The organism is Phocaeicola plebeius DSM 17135 (genome assembly GCF_000187895.1).
Taxonomy (GTDB): Bacteria; Bacteroidota; Bacteroidia; order Bacteroidales; family Bacteroidaceae; genus Phocaeicola; species Phocaeicola plebeius.
This window is the reverse complement of the sequence record NZ_DS990130.1, coordinates 741316-760260: the sequence shown is the minus strand read 5'-3', so window position 1 is coordinate 760260 and position 18945 is coordinate 741316. Positions and strand designations below refer to the sequence as shown.

The 18945-nt window shown below is 44.9% G+C and carries 13 protein-coding genes and 1 rRNA gene; 11 read left to right on the top strand and 3 right to left on the bottom strand.

Translation table 11 applies throughout. From position 1 onward, the window contains the following. Positions 1-1311 (bottom strand): 16S ribosomal RNA (locus BACPLE_RS11250); the annotation flags it as partial. Positions 1312-2477: 1166 nt separating this feature from the next. On the opposite strand from BACPLE_RS11250, the gene BACPLE_RS11245 reads away from it, so the two are divergent. The 7 genes from BACPLE_RS11245 (at position 2478) to BACPLE_RS11215 (ending at position 11984) form a co-directional block, all read left to right on the top strand. After that, positions 2478-4808 carry an outer membrane beta-barrel protein gene (locus BACPLE_RS11245; RefSeq protein ID WP_007561960.1) on the top strand — a complete coding sequence of 777 codons (2331 nt, stop codon included), beginning with the start codon at positions 2478-2480 and terminating at the stop codon, positions 4806-4808. A gap of 108 nt (positions 4809-4916) precedes the next feature. Further along, positions 4917-6137: a transglutaminase domain-containing protein gene (locus BACPLE_RS19725; RefSeq protein WP_007561958.1), complete on the top strand. Its 1221-nt coding sequence runs from the start codon at positions 4917-4919 to the stop codon at positions 6135-6137. Between the two features lie 439 nt (positions 6138-6576). Further along, the gene (locus BACPLE_RS11235) at positions 6577-8901 is read left to right on the top strand and encodes a TonB-dependent receptor domain-containing protein (protein WP_007561957.1); all 2325 of its coding nucleotides are present in this window, start codon (positions 6577-6579) and stop codon (positions 8899-8901) included. A gap of 56 nt (positions 8902-8957) precedes the next feature. Next, complete coding sequence (locus BACPLE_RS11230; protein ID WP_007561955.1) at positions 8958-9959, top strand: tetratricopeptide repeat protein; 1002 nt, start codon at positions 8958-8960, stop codon at positions 9957-9959. After that, positions 9907-10830 carry a helix-turn-helix transcriptional regulator gene (locus tag BACPLE_RS11225; RefSeq protein WP_007561953.1) on the top strand — a complete coding sequence of 308 codons (924 nt, stop codon included), beginning with the start codon at positions 9907-9909 and terminating at the stop codon, positions 10828-10830. The genes BACPLE_RS11230 and BACPLE_RS11225 overlap by 53 nt, the downstream gene beginning before the upstream one ends. A gap of 170 nt (positions 10831-11000) precedes the next feature. Then, on the top strand, positions 11001-11477 hold the full coding sequence (locus BACPLE_RS11220; RefSeq protein ID WP_007561950.1) for a hypothetical protein: 477 nt from the start codon (positions 11001-11003) through the stop codon (positions 11475-11477). Positions 11478-11570: 93 nt separating this feature from the next. Next, entirely contained in the window at positions 11571-11984 is a 414-nt protein-coding gene (locus BACPLE_RS11215) for a secondary thiamine-phosphate synthase enzyme YjbQ (RefSeq protein ID WP_007561948.1), read from the top strand. 1 nt (position 11985) lies between these two features. Here BACPLE_RS11215 and BACPLE_RS11210 read toward each other — a convergent pair whose 3' ends face one another. Continuing rightward, on the bottom strand, positions 11986-13911 hold the full coding sequence (locus BACPLE_RS11210; protein WP_007561946.1) for a biosynthetic peptidoglycan transglycosylase: 1926 nt from the start codon (positions 13909-13911) through the stop codon (positions 11986-11988). 379 nt (positions 13912-14290) lie between these two features. On the opposite strand from BACPLE_RS11210, the gene BACPLE_RS11205 reads away from it, so the two are divergent. Further along, entirely contained in the window at positions 14291-14563 is a 273-nt protein-coding gene (locus BACPLE_RS11205) for a hypothetical protein (protein ID WP_022053139.1), read from the top strand. 6 nt (positions 14564-14569) lie between these two features. Further along, entirely contained in the window at positions 14570-15127 is a 558-nt protein-coding gene (locus BACPLE_RS11200) for a 1-acyl-sn-glycerol-3-phosphate acyltransferase (protein WP_007561940.1), read from the top strand. A gap of 165 nt (positions 15128-15292) precedes the next feature. Here the strand turns inward: BACPLE_RS11200 and BACPLE_RS11195 are convergent, their stop codons facing one another. Next, on the bottom strand, positions 15293-16375 hold the full coding sequence (locus BACPLE_RS11195) for a phosphotransferase enzyme family protein (RefSeq protein WP_007561938.1): 1083 nt from the start codon (positions 16373-16375) through the stop codon (positions 15293-15295). A 208-nt stretch (positions 16376-16583) separates the two neighbouring features. On the opposite strand from BACPLE_RS11195, the gene BACPLE_RS11190 reads away from it, so the two are divergent. Continuing rightward, positions 16584-17204 carry a tetratricopeptide repeat protein gene (locus tag BACPLE_RS11190; RefSeq protein ID WP_007561936.1) on the top strand — a complete coding sequence of 207 codons (621 nt, stop codon included), beginning with the start codon at positions 16584-16586 and terminating at the stop codon, positions 17202-17204. A 134-nt stretch (positions 17205-17338) separates the two neighbouring features. Continuing rightward, positions 17339-18883 carry a peptide MFS transporter gene (locus tag BACPLE_RS11185; protein WP_007561934.1) on the top strand — a complete coding sequence of 515 codons (1545 nt, stop codon included), beginning with the start codon at positions 17339-17341 and terminating at the stop codon, positions 18881-18883. The last annotated feature ends 62 nt before the right edge of the window (positions 18884-18945 follow it).

Sequence of the window (18945 nt, the reverse complement as noted above, 5' to 3'; positions counted from 1 at the left end):
AGTCGGGTTGCAGAACTCCAGTCCGAACTGAGAAGCGGCTTCGGATGCATCTGTCGCAGTAGCTGCTCTGTACCGCCCATTGTAACACGTGTGTAGCCCCGGACGTAAGGGCCGTGCTGATTGACGTCATCCCCACCTTCCTCACATCTACGATGGCAGTCCCGCCAGAGTCCTCAGCATTACCTGTTAGTAACTGGCGGCGAGGGTTGCGCTCGTTATGGCACTTAAGCCGACACCTCACGGCACGAGCTGACGACAACCATGCAGCACCTTCACAAAGGTCCGAAGACTGACCTGTTTCCAGATCATTCCTTTGCAATTTAAGCCCGGGTAAGGTTCCTCGCGTATCATCGAATTAAACCACATGTTCCTCCGCTTGTGCGGGCCCCCGTCAATTCCTTTGAGTTTCACCGTTGCCGGCGTACTCCCCAGGTGGGATACTTAACGCTTTCGCTAAGCCGCTGACTGTATATCGCCAACAGCGAGTATCCATCGTTTACCGTGTGGACTACCAGGGTATCTAATCCTGTTTGATACCCACACTTTCGAGCATGAACGTCAGTTACGGCTTAGTGTGCTGCCTTCGCAATCGGAGTTCTTCGTGATATCTAAGCATTTCACCGCTACACCACGAATTCCGCACACCTCAACCGCACTCAAGGACGCCAGTATCAACTGCAATTTTAAGGTTGAGCCCCAAACTTTCACAGCTGACTTAACGACCCGTCTGCGCTCCCTTTAAACCCAATAAATCCGGATAACGCTCGCATCCTCCGTATTACCGCGGCTGCTGGCACGGAGTTAGCCGATGCTTATTCATAAGGTACATACAAGCTCCCACACGTGGGAGGTTTTATTCCCTTATAAAAGAAGTTTACAATCCGTAGGACCTTCATCCTTCACGCTACTTGGCTGGTTCAGACTCTCGTCCATTGACCAATATTCCTCACTGCTGCCTCCCGTAGGAGTTTGGACCGTGTCTCAGTTCCAATGTGGGGGACCTTCCTCTCAGAACCCCTATCCATCGTAGGCTAGGTGGGCCGTTACCCCGCCTACTACCTAATGGAACGCATCCCCATCGTACACCGATAAATCTTTAATGATGCTATCATGCAATCTCATCATACCATCAGGTATTAATCTTTCTTTCGAAAGGCTATCCCTGAGTGTACGGAAGGTTGGATACGCGTTACTCACCCGTGCGCCGGTCGCCGGCAATTGAAGCAAGCTTCAATCCCGCTGCCCCTCGACTTGCATGTGTTAAGCCTGTAGCTAGCGTTCATCCTGAGCCAGGATCAAACTCTTCATTGTAAAATATTTTTACTACCCTTTCGGGTATGTTTTATCTCTGTTCAGGAAACCGATTTTTTTCATTTTCCTTGTTTCCAAGGGTTATTGACGGTTGTCTTCCGTTCATCCCATATATACATTATATAAAGGACTACTTCTTGTACTACATCCTAGTCTGTTTATCTAAAGTCTTTCAAAGAACTATCTTTTCTCAAGCTCCCGTTTCAGCGGGAAAGCGTTTGCAAAGGTAAGGCGTTTTTTCGTAACCTCCAAATTTTTTCGAAAGTTTTTTTGAAAAAATTTTTCAGAAGGTTTCAAGAAGGCGTGCGGCTTACCCTTTCTCGCTCCCTTGCTCATCTGCAAGGTAAGATACTCGGTGCAGCATCGGCACTCTCTTCCGTAGCCTCAGCTTTACTCAGTCTGTCATCTTCAGCGGCTCTCCCTCTCGAAAGCGGTTGCAAAGGTACAGACTTTTTCCTTTTCTGCAACTCTTATGGCACACTTTTTTGAAATATTTTTTCAGGGGTTTATCTAACTCACTGATTTACTTTATGCTATAAAGCATATTTTTTATCATCATGCGAAAACGGATGTGAAATGACCTACATTATATAACTCGTGCGTACGCGTACGTGTGCGCGAATGGATGCAGGGAAAGTTTCACGAAAGACTGAAAAAAATAGCTGCAAAGCCTGAAACTGCGCACAAAGTCCGGCAGACGGAACGGAATTTTTACACGGACAAAAAGGAACTTTTTACGTTTCCGCTACGAAAAACCTACGGCTCCGCAACGCAAAACGTACGGTTCGCACGGCGGAAACATACGTTTCGCCGAAGGAAAACATAAAAACAAAAGAAACATCTTGAAATCATACGCCTAGTGTTTTTCAAAATTAAAGCGCTTGGCAGAAAAACGAAACGACATACACTTCATAACAACGATGATTGAAAGTGCATATAAATTGTCTGCGAACAAGCAAAAAATATATTTGTATAGATACGACACCCCAACTATTATTCTTAATCAACTGGCTATCATACATATACATATATTATCGGAAATAAGTCTGTAGAGACCATTTGTCGCAGACATGAATTTTTTCTTTCTATATTTGCAATCCAGAAACTACTCCACAAAATAGTAGACAAACAAACTTTGCAAAATAATAAAGAAAACAAGTTATCGTATGCACAAAATTGGAAAAGCGCTCCTGCTATTATGCAGCCTTACATCTGCCGGTGAAATAGCCGCACAGACCGTCAGTGGAAAATTAATCGATGAAAACAAACAACCTCTCCCCTACGCCAACGTGGTCCTTCTGACACTCCCCGACTCGACCTTCGTCACGGGAACCGTCACAGCTGAAGACGGTACATTCAGCCTGAATACCACCACACCGAATCAGCTTGTACGTATTTCTTCCATCGGATATAACACCGTATACAAACCCGTCCAGACTGCCAACTTAGGGGTAATACAGCTGACATCAGACACACAACAGTTAGGGGAAGTAGTAATAAAAGCCGATTTGCCGAAGACACGTGTAAAAGGGGATGCCATGGTGACTACCGTAGCAGGTAGTATCCTTGAAAACGCAGGAACAGGAAATGACCTGTTAAATAAGATACCCGGCGTTTCGGCTAATGAAGGGGATATTAAAGTATTTGGTGCCGGAACTCCTGAAATATATATCAACGGCCGTAAAGTAAGAGATAAATCCGAACTCGACCAGCTTGCTTCCGACAACATCAAGAGTGTGGAAGTGGTGAACAATCCCGGCTCGCGCTATGATGCGACGGTTAATGCGGTTATCCGTATTCAGACCAAAAAGCCGCAAGGTGAAGGATTCGGTTTCAACAACCGTTTTTATACAGGTTACGGCTACGGATGGAATGTGCTCGACCAGTACAACTTCAATTACCGAAAAGGAGGCTTCGACCTTTCGGGTATGCTGTATGGCAAGAAAGGATACACAGAAGACCGCAAGACCATCACACAGAAAACGCTGTTGGATAAAACCTGGATACAGGATTCATATCTCTGCACACAATATGACATGAAAGATATTTCGACCATGCTGTCGCTGAACTATCAGTTTAACGAGAATCACTCTCTGGGTGCACGCTATGATTATGACCGGACCCCTGAACGTTATGAAACAGTAGATCCGATGAATACCTTGGTGTATCAGAATGATGCTCTTTATGAGGAGAGTCACACTTCGGGTTGGAGAAATACGCAGGAAACCAGACATACCCTCAATGCTTATTATAACGGGCGTATAGGAGACTGGAATATCGACTTCAATGCGGACGGATTCTGGTCGGATACGAAGAATCCCCAGGAAATACTGGAGCAGTTCACCCCAGCGGGAGGTTCCTTAGAGAAACAGACTGTCACCACCAAAAATCTGACAGACAATACCCTTTATGCTACCAAACTGATTTTTGGTCATCCACTATGGGGAGGAAACCTCTCTTTTGGCGGGGAATACACCTATACGAACCGGAATAATTCATACATGAATGTGGAAGGAATCCTGGATGACAATAACAGTAATATCAAGGAAAACTCCACTTCGGCATTTCTGGAATATGCCCGCAACTTCGGCAAGCTACAGGCACAGATCGGAGTACGGTATGAGCATCTGTCTTCCGAGTATTACGAGGATGGCAAGTATATGGACGAGCAGAGCAGGACATACGACAACGTATTCCCATCCGTATCCTTGAATCTTCCGATTGGTAAAGTACAGACACAATTGACCTACACCGGCAGTATCTACCGTCCTTCATACTGGATGCTGAGAAGTGACATCATGTACGGCAACCGATATACCTATGAAGGAGGTAACCCGCTTCTGAGACCGTCACTGATAAATCGTCTTACGTTGAATGTATCATACAAGTGGATATATCTCAATTCACGATACATACACGGAGAAGATGCCATTACACAGCTGAGCAGGGCATATTCGGAAGATGATCCGACCGTTTCGTTATATTCCTTCTACAACATGTATAACAGTGACAAGTTATATACCACTCTGACATTGTCTCCAACAATCGGATTATGGTCTCCCCAGTTCAATTTCCTTTTGCTCCAGCAATGGTATAAGGTGGAAACATCCAATGGAACACAAAACTTCAATAATCCGATATTGAACTTTGCCTGGAACAACAATTTCAAGTTGCCTCTTGGTATCAGTCTCGATGTAGATTTAGGTTTTGACACTCCGGGTGACAACGAAAATACAAAGGTTGAAGAATGGTGCTGGTTTACCAACATCAGTCTTTACAAGAGTTTCCTTAAAGACCGTCTTTCGGTTCAGCTGAAAGCCTATGATCTTTTCAACTCATATCAGGCAAAATCAACCGTTTATAGTGGTAACCGTCTGATGACAGGAAAGATGGAAGCCCGCAGAAATATTGGCATCACTTTACGCTATAAGTTCAATGCTACCAAGAGCAAGTACAAGGGAACAGGAGCAGGCGACAGCCAGAAGAACCGTATGTAAGTTTTATATCAGTTCCAGGAATGAATGTCATAAAAGGTACGACTGAAGCATATAATGTTTTATAACCTGAACGCCCTCTTGAAAACCAATTTTTAAACAGAATACACAATGAAAAGACTGAAAGGATACCTACTGATTTTACTTTTGAATTTAGTCTGCTTTATAAGCCTGTCGGCACAAACCGATGCCGAACGGAAGTTTCTGGCTTCCACCGACTCGCTGAACACACTGCTCTTTGACGCATATACCGGAAAGGACTATCCGGCTGCCGAAGCCCTCTGCCAGAAGATTATCGACTTATACGACGCACACGCGACACAGCTGGCCGAAGGCTATGCTTACTTCAAATATTCCAGCTACTATAACATGGCCAGCGTCCAGGCAAAACAAGGGAAAAAACAAGAAGCTGTCAACAGCTTACTCAAAGCGTTGGATAGCAGAAAGATGGAAATAAGCTACAAAAAGATAACTAACGACGAAGATTTGAAAGGCATTCTGGATGCAGCTGAACTGCAACCTGTCCTGAAGCGGCTGAAAGAGACTAGCGATTACCTTTATATCCTGCAGAATGCGCCGGAATACACCCGCACACAGTCAGTCGACAGCCTGCCCCGGATTGTCTATGCGCAGGCCGACGAACCCGACCTGAAGCGTGTCCGTGACTATTTCCGACTAGATAGCGTAGCCGTGGCGGGCGACGAATTGGCTACTATCAAACGTATCCTGACTTATATTCACGACAAGATACGCCACGACGGGCAGAACGGCAATCCGAAGGGTGGAAATAACTCTATCAATTTTGCTGAAGCCTGCAAAGACGGCAGCCGTGGTTTGAACTGCCGCGGGTTGGCTACGGTACTGAACGAGTGCTACCTGTCGATGGGCATTCCGTCGCGCGTCATTACCTGTATGCCGAAGACGTATATCAACGACTGCCACGTCATCAACGCCGTCTATTCGTCCACTCTCGGCAAATGGCTCTGGATAGACCCCACGAACAATGCTTGGGTGACAGACGAACAGGGCAATCTGCTGAGCGTACAGGAAGTGCGTGCACGCCTCAGAAACGGCCAGTCAGTCCGGGTGAACGAAGAAGCCAACTGGAATAATGAAAAGAAGACCACGACGGAAGACTATCTGTACGAGTACATGGCCAAAAATCTGTTCTATCTGGAAAGCTGGACACGCTATGGATTCAACACAGAAAGCGATCGGGAGAAACTCATCAACTACATCTTCCTGCAACCTACTGGCTGCGACAGCGAGGAACGGAACCCGAGAAACTATTCCGTCAACGATGACCGATACTTCTGGCAGGCTCCTCAATAAGCGAAGAACTGATTGATGAGAATGCAAAGGGAAAGACCACGAATAATGTAGACCGTGAAACCGGTATAACCATGTAAACTTGTACAATCATTATAAAAATCACACTCTAATTACATTTTAAAGGACAACCTCGCAAGAAGTTGTCCTTTATTTGTTACTGGAAAACTGCATGTATAGAAAAACAGGCTATCGAAAAAGTCTTTCTTCAAGAATTTATCAGCTCTTAAAACATAAAAAATACAAATTGTAGAGATACACTATTCCAATTCTATTTTTAAAAAGCAATAAATCAGCTGCATATGGATTTTATCAGGAATAGACCTGTAGAGACCGTTTTTCGCATACATGCAATTCTTCTTTCTATATTTGCAATACAGAAACTACTATCAAAAAAGTAGACAAACACACTTTGCAAATAATAAGAAAAACAAATTATCGTATGCACAAAATTGGAAAAGCGCTCCTGCTATTATGCAGCCTTACATCTGCCGGTGAAATAGCCGCACAGACCGTCAGTGGAAAATTAATTGATGAAAACAAACAACCTCTCCCCTACGCCAACGTGGTCCTTCTGACACTCCCCGACTCGACCTTCGTCACGGGAACCGTCACAGCTGAAGACGGTACATTCAGCCTGAATACCACCACACCGAATCAGCTTGTACGTATTTCTTCCATCGGATATAACACTGTATACAAACCCGTCCAACCTGCCAACTTAGGAGTAATACAGCTGACATCAGACACACAACAGTTGGGGGAAGTAGTGGTTAAGGCTGATTTGCCCAAGATGCAACTCAAAGGCGATGCCATGATTACCACCATTACGGGTAGCGTACTCGAAAAGGCTGGAACAGGTGAAGATTTATTGAACAAGATTCCGGGCGTTTCTGCGGAAGATGAAGAAGTAAACGTATTTGGCTCGGGCACTGCCGAGATTTACATCAACGGACGCAAGGTACGCGACAATTCTGAAATTGACCAGTTATCATCCGAACAAATCAAGCGCGTGGAGGTTGTGAAGAATCCCGGAGCAAGATACGATGCGTCCGTGAAAGCCGTCATTCGCATCATTACAAAGAAAGCAGCAGGTGAAGGATTCGGATTTAATAACCGTTTCGTAACCCGCCACCGAAGAACGTACGGGTGGACTACTTTCGACCAGTTTAATTTCAATTACCGGAAAGGAGGTTTCGACCTGTCGGGAACATTGTTCGGAGGCAGATTCCGCAACGGGAATAACCAGCAGATTGGCATGAAGACTTATCTCGACAAACTGTGGGAACAGAAAATGGATGCTTCTTACGGAAAGAACTCCAATAGTAATGTCCAAGGTGTTCTTTCACTAAACTACCAGTTCAATGAGAAACACTCCATGGGTGTACGCTACGACATGGACAAATACTTCAACTCTACAGGCGACTGGCGTTACACAGCCAATATCTACGCTGACCAAGAACTGTACGAAAACAATGCAAGTACAATGATTGGTGAAGACCCTTCTACAAGACACAGCCTGAACTATTACTACAACGGACAGATAGGCGATTGGAACATTGATTTCAATGCCGACGGTTTGTGGAACGTAAAAGAAGAAAGCCAGCATACAAGGGAAATCACCAATGGAGAAACGGAGAACGATGTCAATACCTTCAATAAAAATAACGGAACATTGTATGCCACAAAACTGATCGTGTCGTATCCTTTATGGAAGGGGAATCTGTCATTCGGCGGTGAGTATTCGCATACCAGCAGAACAAACCTCTATCACAACCAAGAGGGCATCCTCGACAATGATGACAGTAAAATAAAAGAAGGTTCCACTGCGGCTTTCATGGACTACTCACACTCGTTCGGCAAGGTAGATGTGCAGGCTGGAGTGAGATACGAAAACGTGAAGTTCGACTACTATGAGCAAGGAAAACACATCGACGAACAAAGCCGCACGTTCAACAATGTATTTCCTTCTGTCAACATAAACTTTCCTATAGGAAAGACACAAATTCAGCTGAGCTATAGCGGTGGCATCACGCGTCCTTCGTACGATATGCTGAGAGGAAACATATATTACGGCAACAGATATACTTACCAGACGGGAAATCCATTTCTCAAACCTATCATCAATCAAGACCTTATATTTTCCGCATCCTATAAATGGGTGAATTTCAGCTTTACCTATAACCGTACGAAAGACGATATTATTCAGGTTTGCGAACCTTATTCGGAAGCTGACCCTACCATATCCTTGCTAAAAACTGTCAATACGGAGCCCTACAACAATATCATATCAGCTATCACCTTATCACCTACCATCGGCTGGTGGAGTCCGCAACTCACCGCACAAGTCTTTAAGCAGTGGTTTCATACACAAGGACCGGACGGCAAACTCACACTGAATAAGCCAAGGACAATCATTGTATGGCGTAACAGTATCACTCTTCCGGCAGGATTCCTGTTTGATGTAGATGGCACTTATTACACCAAAGGACATTCACAGAACATGTACATGGGTATCAACTCTCTAGATGTGTCAATGGGACTTTACAAGAGTTTCTTCAAAGAAAGATTGAGTTTCCAACTTCAAGTCACCAATTTGTTGGAAAAAGATGATGTGGATTGCACTATTTATAGCGGCATCAAAACCATGACAGATTATATCACCAATTTCAGAAGAATCTCACTGACCATGCGCTACAAGTTCAATGCTACCAAGAGCAAGTACAAGGGTACCGGAGCTGGTGAAAGCCAAAAGAACCGTATGTAACAAGAAATCGCTATATTTGTATGACGAAAAAGTGATATCACCTTATCAACAGCCACATGAAACACAAAATAAAACCCATTCTCTATATAGCAGGCATCTTGCTGCTGTTTGCTACTTGCACAAGGCAACCCCACGCAAGTGCTCTGCTACAACAAACGGACTCTTTGCTGCATCATCACCAACCAGATTCTGCCTTACAACTTCTGTTTAATATCAAGGATGAAACGTCTCTTCCGGAAGCGGAACGGATGAAACTGATATGGAACAAGGCGATGGCCCACTACCAGCTGGAAATGTCTTTGTTAGAAGATTCCCTGCTCTATCAGGCTATTGCCTACTACCGCCAACAGCCAACAGATACCGCACGATTGCTGGATACTTACCTGCTCGAAGGCATGTACCTGAGGTGGAAAGAAGCAAACGATGAGGCCATCACGGTGTTCGACAAAGGCATTGCTCTGGCCATCTCCCGAAAAGACACCACCAACATGTTAGTGCTGCAGCGCAAGAAACTGGAAGTGCTATACAAGCAAAGCCGTTTTTTAGAGTGTAAAGCGATGATTGAAGACATGCTTCGCATTGCTCACAAACTACCGGTGAAGGAGCATTACCAGATGGTGTATTCACTGGCCCTCGTATCGCAGTTAGGAGGAGATACATCGAACATTGATTGTCCGGAGAAAGGGTTTCAACTGGCATTAGAGGCCGGTGATACCTTGTTCGCCCATCATATTCTGCGAAACCATGGCTGCATGCTGGTAGGAGCACACAGATACAGGGAAGCCATCGCCCAGTTCCAAAGGCTTATCCGTCTCAATCCCGATTTCCTGCCGTATGCTGTCCAGTTAAGCCTTGCAGAGATTTATATAAACTTAGGAAAGAATGATTCGGCGTTCTATTATTTGGATAAAGCCGCCCAAAGCATGGACAAAGAGCAAAAGCTGAAAAAAGACCAAATCATGTTGTCATTCAAATCCTTATATTATCAGATGCAGTCCGCATTAAATGAAAGGATGGGCCTTCCATATAACGGACAAGATATTCAGGCGATATTGTGACTCCATCACAGAAGACCTCAAAGATAAGCACAACACAGCATTGCGGCAGCAAGAAACCAGAGCCCAGCTGCAACAACGGAACTACGAACTCATCATCAACCGCCAGCAAATGGAACTCCGCATTGCAGTAGTTGTATCCTTGCTGTTAGGAGTGATTCTGGCACTTATCGTCCTCTACCAGCAGAACCTGAAGAAGAAGGAACGCACCATTCACCGCCTTTCCAGCGAACTGCAAAAATATAGTAAGCAGTTAAAGGACAACGAAGTATTGATGGCACAAAACAATGAAAGTATCCAGGAACTGCAAATGCAACTCTCTACCCAGAAAGCCAGTGAACAGGAAGCACAATTGTCGCTCATCCGGCAACTGGAAGAACAGAACCGGCAATTGAGTATTGCCAACCAAGATTTGCAACACCAAATTGAAGCGCACTGGAAACAATTGAAGAGTGCTCCGCTTAAAACGCCGCACCTTCAGGAACTCACCACCGAAATGCTGCGACTCAAAGAGAGAGAAGAAGCACTGACCGGACAACTGATTTCTACCCACCCGTTAGTGGCTGAACTACGCACCAAACCACGCTTTCTGCAACCCGAGGATTTTGTCCGGATTGCCACCTTGGTCAACAAAATCTATCCGCATTTCACCGAACGGCTTACGGAAGCTTTCCCCAACCTGACTGAGCTGGACCAGCAACTTTGCTGCCTAATCAAATTAGGCTTCAGTGTGTCGCAAATAGCTGTATTCATGGCGGTATCCCCCACCTCCGTATCGCAGCAAAAATCAAGGATGAAGAAACGCATCCTGCAACAAAAAACGGACAGCTTTACCGAAGGAGAAACGCTGGATTTATGGCTTCACAGATTCTAAAAAAGGCCCTCTGTATATATACATACAAAAAGAAAACAACATAAAACACACTTTTTCAGCAATTTACAAAACAAAGGCTGTATATATGGATTTATTTTAAAGTAAATAAGAATGCGCTAACTTTGCCAAAAGTATAATTATAGCGTGAAAAAATAAACTCCAGAGAAAAGATGAATCGTTTGAAAAAGACATACGAAAAACGAAATGCGATCCAGCCAAAAATGAATCACAAAAGCCATATCCAGCACATTCAGACGCTGACCAATGAAATGGAACAATTGAGGGAAAGAGAACACAGACTGGCCGAACGACTCATCTCTGAACAGCCGCTCATCAACGAATTGCGCCACAGCCCGCGCTTCATTAAAGAAGCAGACAAAAGTTGTCTGGCTGCTTTGGTAGACGACGTGTACAATAACTTCACTTCACGTCTCACCACCCGTTTCCCGAATCTGACGGAAATGGATATTCAATATTGTATCCTTATCAAACTTCATTTTACGGTATCGCAGATTGCCGTACTTTCGGCCATCTCTCCTACTTCAGTCTACCAGCAGAAATCACGGATGAAGAAACGCATCCAAACACTGGAGCCTGAGCTCTTCACGGATGGAAAAACACTGGACGAATGGCTGAATGAATGGTAAAAGGAGGTTTTTCACGCTATACCCCCTCCTTCTGAAAGATTTGTGTTATCTTTGAACGGATAAAATCTGTAATCTTTCATACCGTTTATTATTATGATACAACAAACTACTTTCACACTCCGGGCACGCGCGCGCGGCTTTCACCTCGTGACCGACGAAGTGCTCAGTCACCTGCCTGCCTTACCCAAGACCGGACTGCTCAATCTTTTTATCCAGCATACCAGCGCCGGACTGTCAGTCAACGAAAACTGTGACCCTGACGTACGCAGCGATATGGAAAAGATATTCAACAACCTGGTGCGCGAACGCGAATCCTGGTACGACCATACTTTGGAAGGCTGGGACGACATGCCCGCCCATGCCAAATCCTCACTGGTGGGCGCCAGCCTGTCTATCCCCATCACCGACGGACGACTGAACTTAGGCACATGGCAGGGAATCTACCTCTGTGAATTCCGCAACCACGGAGGAGGACGGCGCATCGTGGCTACCATCCTCGGAGAATAACTCAGGAAGCAGGCTGTGGCATGGAGAGGCTGAGACTATCAGCGAAACATTTTCCGGCTTCTCCGGTCAACACCACGCGCGACAAGTCGATTCCTTCTGCAGCCGTTTCCGAAATCACTCCCTTGGCCGCCATCCTGCGGGCTACCAGCCGGAAGTGTCCTTCCTGATTTTCTTTCAACCGTCCATTAGCTTCGAACGAACTGCGATAATGTTTCGGCTTTGGGATAATAGAAGCCAAGTAAATGCATTCTTCCAGCGTCAGTTGCGACGGACGCTTGCCAAAATAAAACTCTGATGCCTCTAACAGCCCATACACTCCCGGTCCCCATTCGGCGATATTGAGATACACCTCAAACATACGTTCCTTCGAGGTAAGCCGGTTCTGTTCTATCAGCCAGACAATCAATGCTTCTTCCAGTTTCCGTGCGATATTTTTCCGACGATTCAGAAACACGTTCTTGACCAGCTGCATGGAAATTGTACTTCCTCCGCGCGCAAAGCGACGTGTTTTCAAGTCGTAAACCATCGCTTCACGAATAGCATCGGGAAGAAATCCCTGATGGTAAAAGAACCCTCCATCCTCACTCTGCAATACGGCCATGCGCATCAGCTGCGGCACACTATCGAGAGGAAGGAAATGATTCCACGACGGCCCCACCGGAAAAGTGCGTACGGGCGTCTCATCCTCATAGGCCGTATACTCAAACTCTTCCGACATCTTGCTGAGATCGGTTGTTCCGTAACCCAGTATCCGGAAATGTTGCGGACGCAGGTCGGAATAAAACTTCAGGCTGTCAGGACAGGCCAAATCGGCATCCAGTTCGAAATCGTACGCCAGCTCTCCTTCCACCCGAATTCCTTCCAAGTTCTCAAAAAGTCCATGCGGAAGGGAGTTGAAAAGCTCCTTAGCCGGAAACAGGGGTTGATGTATGGAAGCCATGAGGTGGCTGGGCGATTCTACCCGCAGGTAAGGATGAAACTGTAAGTCATTGAAACGTATCGTACTGCAACTGTCCAGTTCCAGGGCATGCGACTCCACATTCAATTGAAAATCGAGTTTACCACGATCCAAATTAATACGTTCCGGCGACAAGCGACGATGGAATACTTTCAATCCGTCTACTTCTGTCTGACCAAGTAAGATTACTTTTTCGTCTTCTTTCTGCTGCGTGAAACTTAACCACAACCTGTCGAAGGCCACTTCTGCTCCCAAACGGCGACGAATGTAAGGCACAGTCAGTTCAGGTGCCTGAATGCTGACCGACACACGGCGCTCACTGGCATTGATTTCTCCTTCCGTTTCCCAATGCTGCGTGTGTCCTTCTTCTACAAAAGTAAGTTGGCTGCGAAACTGGTGATTCTCAATACAGAACTCCGGTACATACAAACTGACGGAATCGCTGTCCTTCCGTTCGCGTACATGCAGGCGAGTGAGACGTCCTTCAGAAGGCAATAAACGGAACATTCCACTCAACAAAGTCTGCACACGCTTGTCATACCCCACCTTTTCGGAGGCCCGTTCCGTTTCTTTTTCTCCCTCCGATCTGCTTCGGAACAAGAAATCATAATTGGCCTGATGGTTCTCTTTGACAAAATCCACGGTCAATCCGTCCAACGCCACGTCCATCACCTCCACATTTCCTTTCAGCAATTGCCAGAATCCCAAGTTAAACGTGGCAGACCGAAGCGTCAGTAATGTATCCCTTTTCTCGGGAACAACTGACAGCCCGTTCAAGAAAAGACGTCCGGTCCCTTCAAAGCGTAAATCATCATAATTCACTTCCAATCCGTAGCGCTGCTCCAGTTTGGCTATCCGCCTTTCTGCCATCCGGTTTAAAATATGATTACGAAAAATCCATAACCCACCAGCCAGTAACAGTAATAACAGCAGCAAGCCTGCACCTGTATAAATTAGTATTCGTCTCATAACGTTTTTACTCCACTATTACAAAGGTAGCAATTTTTCAACTAAAAATATCATATTTTTTCGCCCGCATAATCCCCATTTTAGTATGAATAGTTTTATCTAACAACTACTTAAGCACAGCAATCCACATTCGGATTTGGATAAAAATGGATAGACGTTTACTTTTGAAAAAATAAATACAGAATCACATTCATACAATCTCTCTTTTACTAATTTCATTTCGTACATTCCGGTAACTGTTTCTTCACTCAACACAGGTCGCCGGAATAGTACGGAATGTTTTTTATCCACAAGAATCGGGTACTGTTTCATGGATATTCCAAAAGAAATCGTATCTTTACACCATAATCATTTTTTATTAACTAAAAACTTTAGAATTATGGCTAGTAGAAGATCATTGAAAAAAACAGTCAATTATATTACAGAACTGGCAGCAGGACTCTGCCTGGTAGAATCGGCAAACGCAAATGCAGAAAAACGGGAAGCTTACAGCGAGGTATTCCTGCAGATTATTAACCTGCGTAATGATATCATCAGCCGCATCAGCCACACAGAACCGGGCAGCGTGAAATTGTTCTACAAGAAACTGAGAGCTGACTTCAATGCTGAAGTAGACAACGTATTCAAGAAACTGGAAGAACTGTCGAAATAACAGCACATGAAACAAGCTATCTGCCGGTTTATCTACCACAAACTGCTGGGCTGGAAAGCAGAAGTAAATGTACCCGATTTTAAGAAGTGCATCATCTGTGCAGCTCCGCATACCACCAACTGGGACTTGTTCATCGGAAAATTGTTTATCACGGCCATAGGGCGTGAATCGGGTTTTCTGATGAAAAAGGAATGGTTCTTCTTCCCATTGGGAATCATATTCCGGAAAATGGGAGGTATCCCCGTACATCGTGACAAGCGTACTTCTATGGTAGACCAACTGGTGCAACGCATTGAAAAAAGTGACACATTCCATCTGGCCATTACACCGGAAGGAACACGTTCGGCTAATCCCGACTGGAAAAAGGGATTCTATTACATTGCCTTGGGGGCTAAAATTCCGATTGTACTGATTGGAATAGATTATGAAAAGAAGTGCATTACAGCAGGAAAATACCTCTTGCCCACGGGTGACATTGAAAAAGACATGAAGGAAATCAAGTTATATTTCAAGGATTTCAAAGGGAAACACCCTGAGAAATTTACCATAGGAAATATTGACTGAAATGAATCAAAAAAAACGTCCTTGCGTTTCGTTACGAACGCAAGGACGTTTTCTTTTAAACGCAAGTACATTTTACTTCAAACGCAAAGGCGTTTGAAAAGAAACGCCTTGACATTCTGAGAAAGAGAATATCAAGGCGCTTTTATAGAATTTCAAATCACTGATTTACAGCAGCGAAGAAATATACTCCTTCATTTCAGGAACTGCACGACGTGCTTCCTGATACAGCTTATACTGTGCCAGCGTACGCACATAGTTGTGTTCAGCGTATTTTATCTGATAATATGTATCCCCGTTAATATAGTCGGCCAGGAAGCGCACGGCCTGCATGTATGGGAATAACATCACAGCGTATGGCAACATCTCTATTTCCAGCGGAGTAAGGAAGCTCTTAGCCGATTCAATGTATCCTTTGGCAAAGGCACGGAAAATATCCATGTTGAAATGAATCTTGTTCAAATCAGGTTCATCTTCAGGAGCCGTATTTCCGGCGGAACGAAGGAAATCACCAAAATCAGAGAATACGAAACTTGGCATGGTTGTATCCAAATCGATTACACACAGCACCTTTCCGTCTTTATCAAACAACATGTTAGATACCTTCGTATCACAATGGCAGATACGTTTCGGCAGTTTCCCTTCCCGATACAAACGTTCAGCCGCACACATTTCTTCCGCATCTTTTTCAATTTCATCTACAAGCGACTGCACTTTCTCCATGCGTCCTGCCGCATTCTGTGCCACAGCTTCACGCAACTGCTGCATGCGGAATTCCATGTTATGAAAATCAGGGATGGTTTCACCCAGTTTCTCGGGAAGGTCGGCCAGCATAGCTTCAAACTCACCAAACTTCACACCCACCAGATAAGAAGATTCAGGAGTTACTGCTTCCAGTGTCTGCGACTCAGGAATGAACACGCACACACGCCAGTAACGTTCTCCATCAAAATAATATGTCTTTCCTTCGGCAGTCGGTACAAAACGAAGTACCTTGCGATCTATATCCGTTTCATGAGCCTTTTCCAGTTTCTCACGAATATGACGGGTCACACACTCAATATTATGCTGAAGAAGTGCTACATCCTTAAATACCTGATGATTGACACACTGCAATATATAGTCGCAAGCCTGCGGATCTGCAGTCTGAACTTTATAAGTCTGATTAATCAAACCGGCTGTCAAAGGAATTATTTCTTTCACCTCTCCAACCTCCGGGAATTGTGCAATAATTTCATTAAGTGATTTCATGGTTACCAAATAAATTAGGTTTACTATATTATTTAATTAGAATCTATACTTATTCGAAATACCTTTTAAAATATTCTGATTTTTCTTCACTGCAAATATAGGGAAGTTTTTACGGATTACCTTCATCTAATTGTAATATTTTCTGCAAAATCTTTGCAGTATAATAAAAAGTTTATAGATTTGCGCCCGTTAATAAAAACTAGACTCTATGAAAGCCACCATGAAAACACTCTCAGCAATTCTGATTTGCTGTTTTATTTCTACCATACAAATGTATGGAGAAAATATTCAACGCCCTGAAAGTGAAAACTACGTAAAGGGAGTGGAAGCCCTCAATGAAGGAAATCCCGAAGCTGCCTATACCTATTTAAATGCAGAAATCAATGAACATCCTGACAACGGATATGCACATTGCTACATGGCACTAATCTGCAATTTCTGCAATAATACCAAGCTGGCATTGCAGGCATTGAACTCCAGTCTGGAACTTATTCCGGAAGCCGATACAGAATACCGTTCGTTTGCACACTATTCCAGAGGAGTGCTGCTTACTAACCTGAAAATGTGGAAACGTGCCGAAGCAGACTTGAATGAAGCGATTCGTCTGAATCCGGAGGATGTAGAAAACTATAAATCACGCGCACAACTCTACTTTGAAACAGAACGTTATGAAGAGTCTCTTAATGATCTGACACGCGCACTCAAGCTCGACAGCAAAGCTGATGTAAACGATTTGGTGCTGCAACTTATGGCGGTAGCTCCTACTTCAGAATTCATGGAACGTATCACTGCTACTTACCAGCAACTGGACCAAGTGACTATCCATTAACAAATTCATAAACTTACATTATACTTGAAAGCCATCTCACTCTTTGGGATGGCTTTTTCATTTGCAGGGATAAGAATGATTTTCTATTTTTGCAAAAACAATCAATTTACTAACATTTTATCAATAAAAACAGAATGAATCAAACAAAAGGGCATCCAAAAGGACTTTATTTACTCTTCGTAACTGAGATGTGGGAACGGTTCAGTTACTACGGCATGCGCGCACTGTTCATGCTTTACATGGTACAGGCGTTGCTTTTCGACAAGGAAATGGCTTCACAAGTGTATGGCAGTTACACGGGGCTGGTGTATCTTACTCCGCTCATCGGCGGATACATTGCTGACCGCTACTGGGGCAACCGACGGTCCATCGTGGTTGGCGCACTGACCATGGCACTCGGTCAGTTCCTGCTGTTCCTCAGTGCCTGCTATTTTCAGGAAGTGGCATTGGCCAAATACCTGATGTTTTGCGGACTGGGACTGCTGATTTTAGGAAACGGTTTTTTCAAACCCAATATCTCGACCATGGTAGGACGGCTCTATACACCCGATGACAACCGGAAAGACTCGGCCTTCACCATCTTCTATATGGGTGTAAACGTAGGCTCTACCCTCGCCCCGCTGGTATGTGGACTCGTAGGGAACACCGGACATCCGGAGGACTTCAAATGGGGATTCTTGGCTGCCTGCATCGGCATGATATTAGGAGCAACTGTTTTTCAGATTTTCAAGAACAAATACATCTGCGACCCTGACGGCAATCCGGTAGGTGTTGCCCCACAAAGAAGCGCATCAACCGCACAGCAATCAGAAACTTCTTCACAGAAATCCACTTCGCGCACCCTTCTGATGATCGGAAGCACCCTTCTGCTTACCTTGCTTTTCTCCATCAATTGGAATGCAGACAGCACGCACCTGTTTGCCGACGCCGACTGGATTGGTTCACTGATTTACGCCACTACCATCGTCATGCCGGTGATTATCATTACCGACCACTCACTGAGCCGACACGAGAAACTGCGTATCGGAGTGATTTACATCATTGCATTTTTCGTTATCTTCTTCTGGGCTGCCTACGAACAGGCCGGTGCTTCACTCACCTTCTTTGCCGACGAACAGACAGACCGCCACATCGGGGGATGGGAAATGCCTGCTGCCTACTTCCAATCGTTCAATCCTATTATGATTGTGACACTGGCCCCTATCTTTGCAGCAGTATGGTCATTCTTGGGTAAAAGAGGCATTGAACCAAGTTCTCCCCGCAAGCAAGCCATCGGACTGGGACTGTTAGCGTTAGGTTATCTGTTTATTGCCTTCGGAGTGAAAGACATTGAGCCGGGTGTGAAAGTCAGCATGGTATGGCTCACCGGTCTTTACCTGATTCACACCATGGGCGAACTCTGTCTGGCACCTATCGGACTTTCATTGGTGTACAAACTGTCGCCTGCTCGTTTTTCTTCATTGCTGATGGGCGTATGGTACCTGAGTACCTCGGCTGCCAACAAGTTTGCCGGTCTGCTGAGCGGTTACTATCCGGAACATGGGGTAAGCAAAAGTTTCATGGGCTATCCCATTGAGAATCTGTTCGACTTCTTCATGCTTTTCGTGTTCATGAGCGGAGCAGCTGCCGTTATCCTTTTCCTGCTCTCAGGAAAATTAAAGAAAATGATGGAAGTATAAAGAACTGACTTCACATACCCATAAAAAACGCGGGCCTCTCTGTCGAAAGGTCCGCGTTTCTT

Excerpts from the sequence above, each read along its gene's own strand:
- BACPLE_RS11190 (WP_007561936.1), top strand. The coding sequence starts at position 16,584 with ATGAAAGCCACCATGAAAACACTCTCAGCAATTCTGATTTGCTGTTTT.
- BACPLE_RS11185 (WP_007561934.1), top strand. The coding sequence starts at position 17,339 with ATGAATCAAACAAAAGGGCATCCAAAAGGACTTTATTTACTCTTCGTA.
- BACPLE_RS11230 (WP_007561955.1), top strand. The coding sequence starts at position 8,958 with ATGAAACACAAAATAAAACCCATTCTCTATATAGCAGGCATCTTGCTG.
- BACPLE_RS11200 (WP_007561940.1), top strand. The coding sequence starts at position 14,570 with ATGAAACAAGCTATCTGCCGGTTTATCTACCACAAACTGCTGGGCTGG.
- BACPLE_RS11225 (WP_007561953.1), top strand. The coding sequence starts at position 9,907 with ATGAAAGGATGGGCCTTCCATATAACGGACAAGATATTCAGGCGATAT.
- BACPLE_RS11205 (WP_022053139.1), top strand. The coding sequence starts at position 14,291 with ATGGCTAGTAGAAGATCATTGAAAAAAACAGTCAATTATATTACAGAA.
- BACPLE_RS11215 (WP_007561948.1), top strand. The coding sequence starts at position 11,571 with ATGATACAACAAACTACTTTCACACTCCGGGCACGCGCGCGCGGCTTT.
- BACPLE_RS11195 (WP_007561938.1), bottom strand. The coding sequence starts at position 16,375 with ATGAAATCACTTAATGAAATTATTGCACAATTCCCGGAGGTTGGAGAG.
- BACPLE_RS11245 (WP_007561960.1), top strand. The coding sequence starts at position 2,478 with ATGCACAAAATTGGAAAAGCGCTCCTGCTATTATGCAGCCTTACATCT.
- BACPLE_RS19725 (WP_007561958.1), top strand. The coding sequence starts at position 4,917 with ATGAAAAGACTGAAAGGATACCTACTGATTTTACTTTTGAATTTAGTC.
- BACPLE_RS11220 (WP_007561950.1), top strand. The coding sequence starts at position 11,001 with ATGAATCGTTTGAAAAAGACATACGAAAAACGAAATGCGATCCAGCCA.
- BACPLE_RS11235 (WP_007561957.1), top strand. The coding sequence starts at position 6,577 with ATGCACAAAATTGGAAAAGCGCTCCTGCTATTATGCAGCCTTACATCT.
- BACPLE_RS11210 (WP_007561946.1), bottom strand. The coding sequence starts at position 13,911 with ATGAGACGAATACTAATTTATACAGGTGCAGGCTTGCTGCTGTTATTA.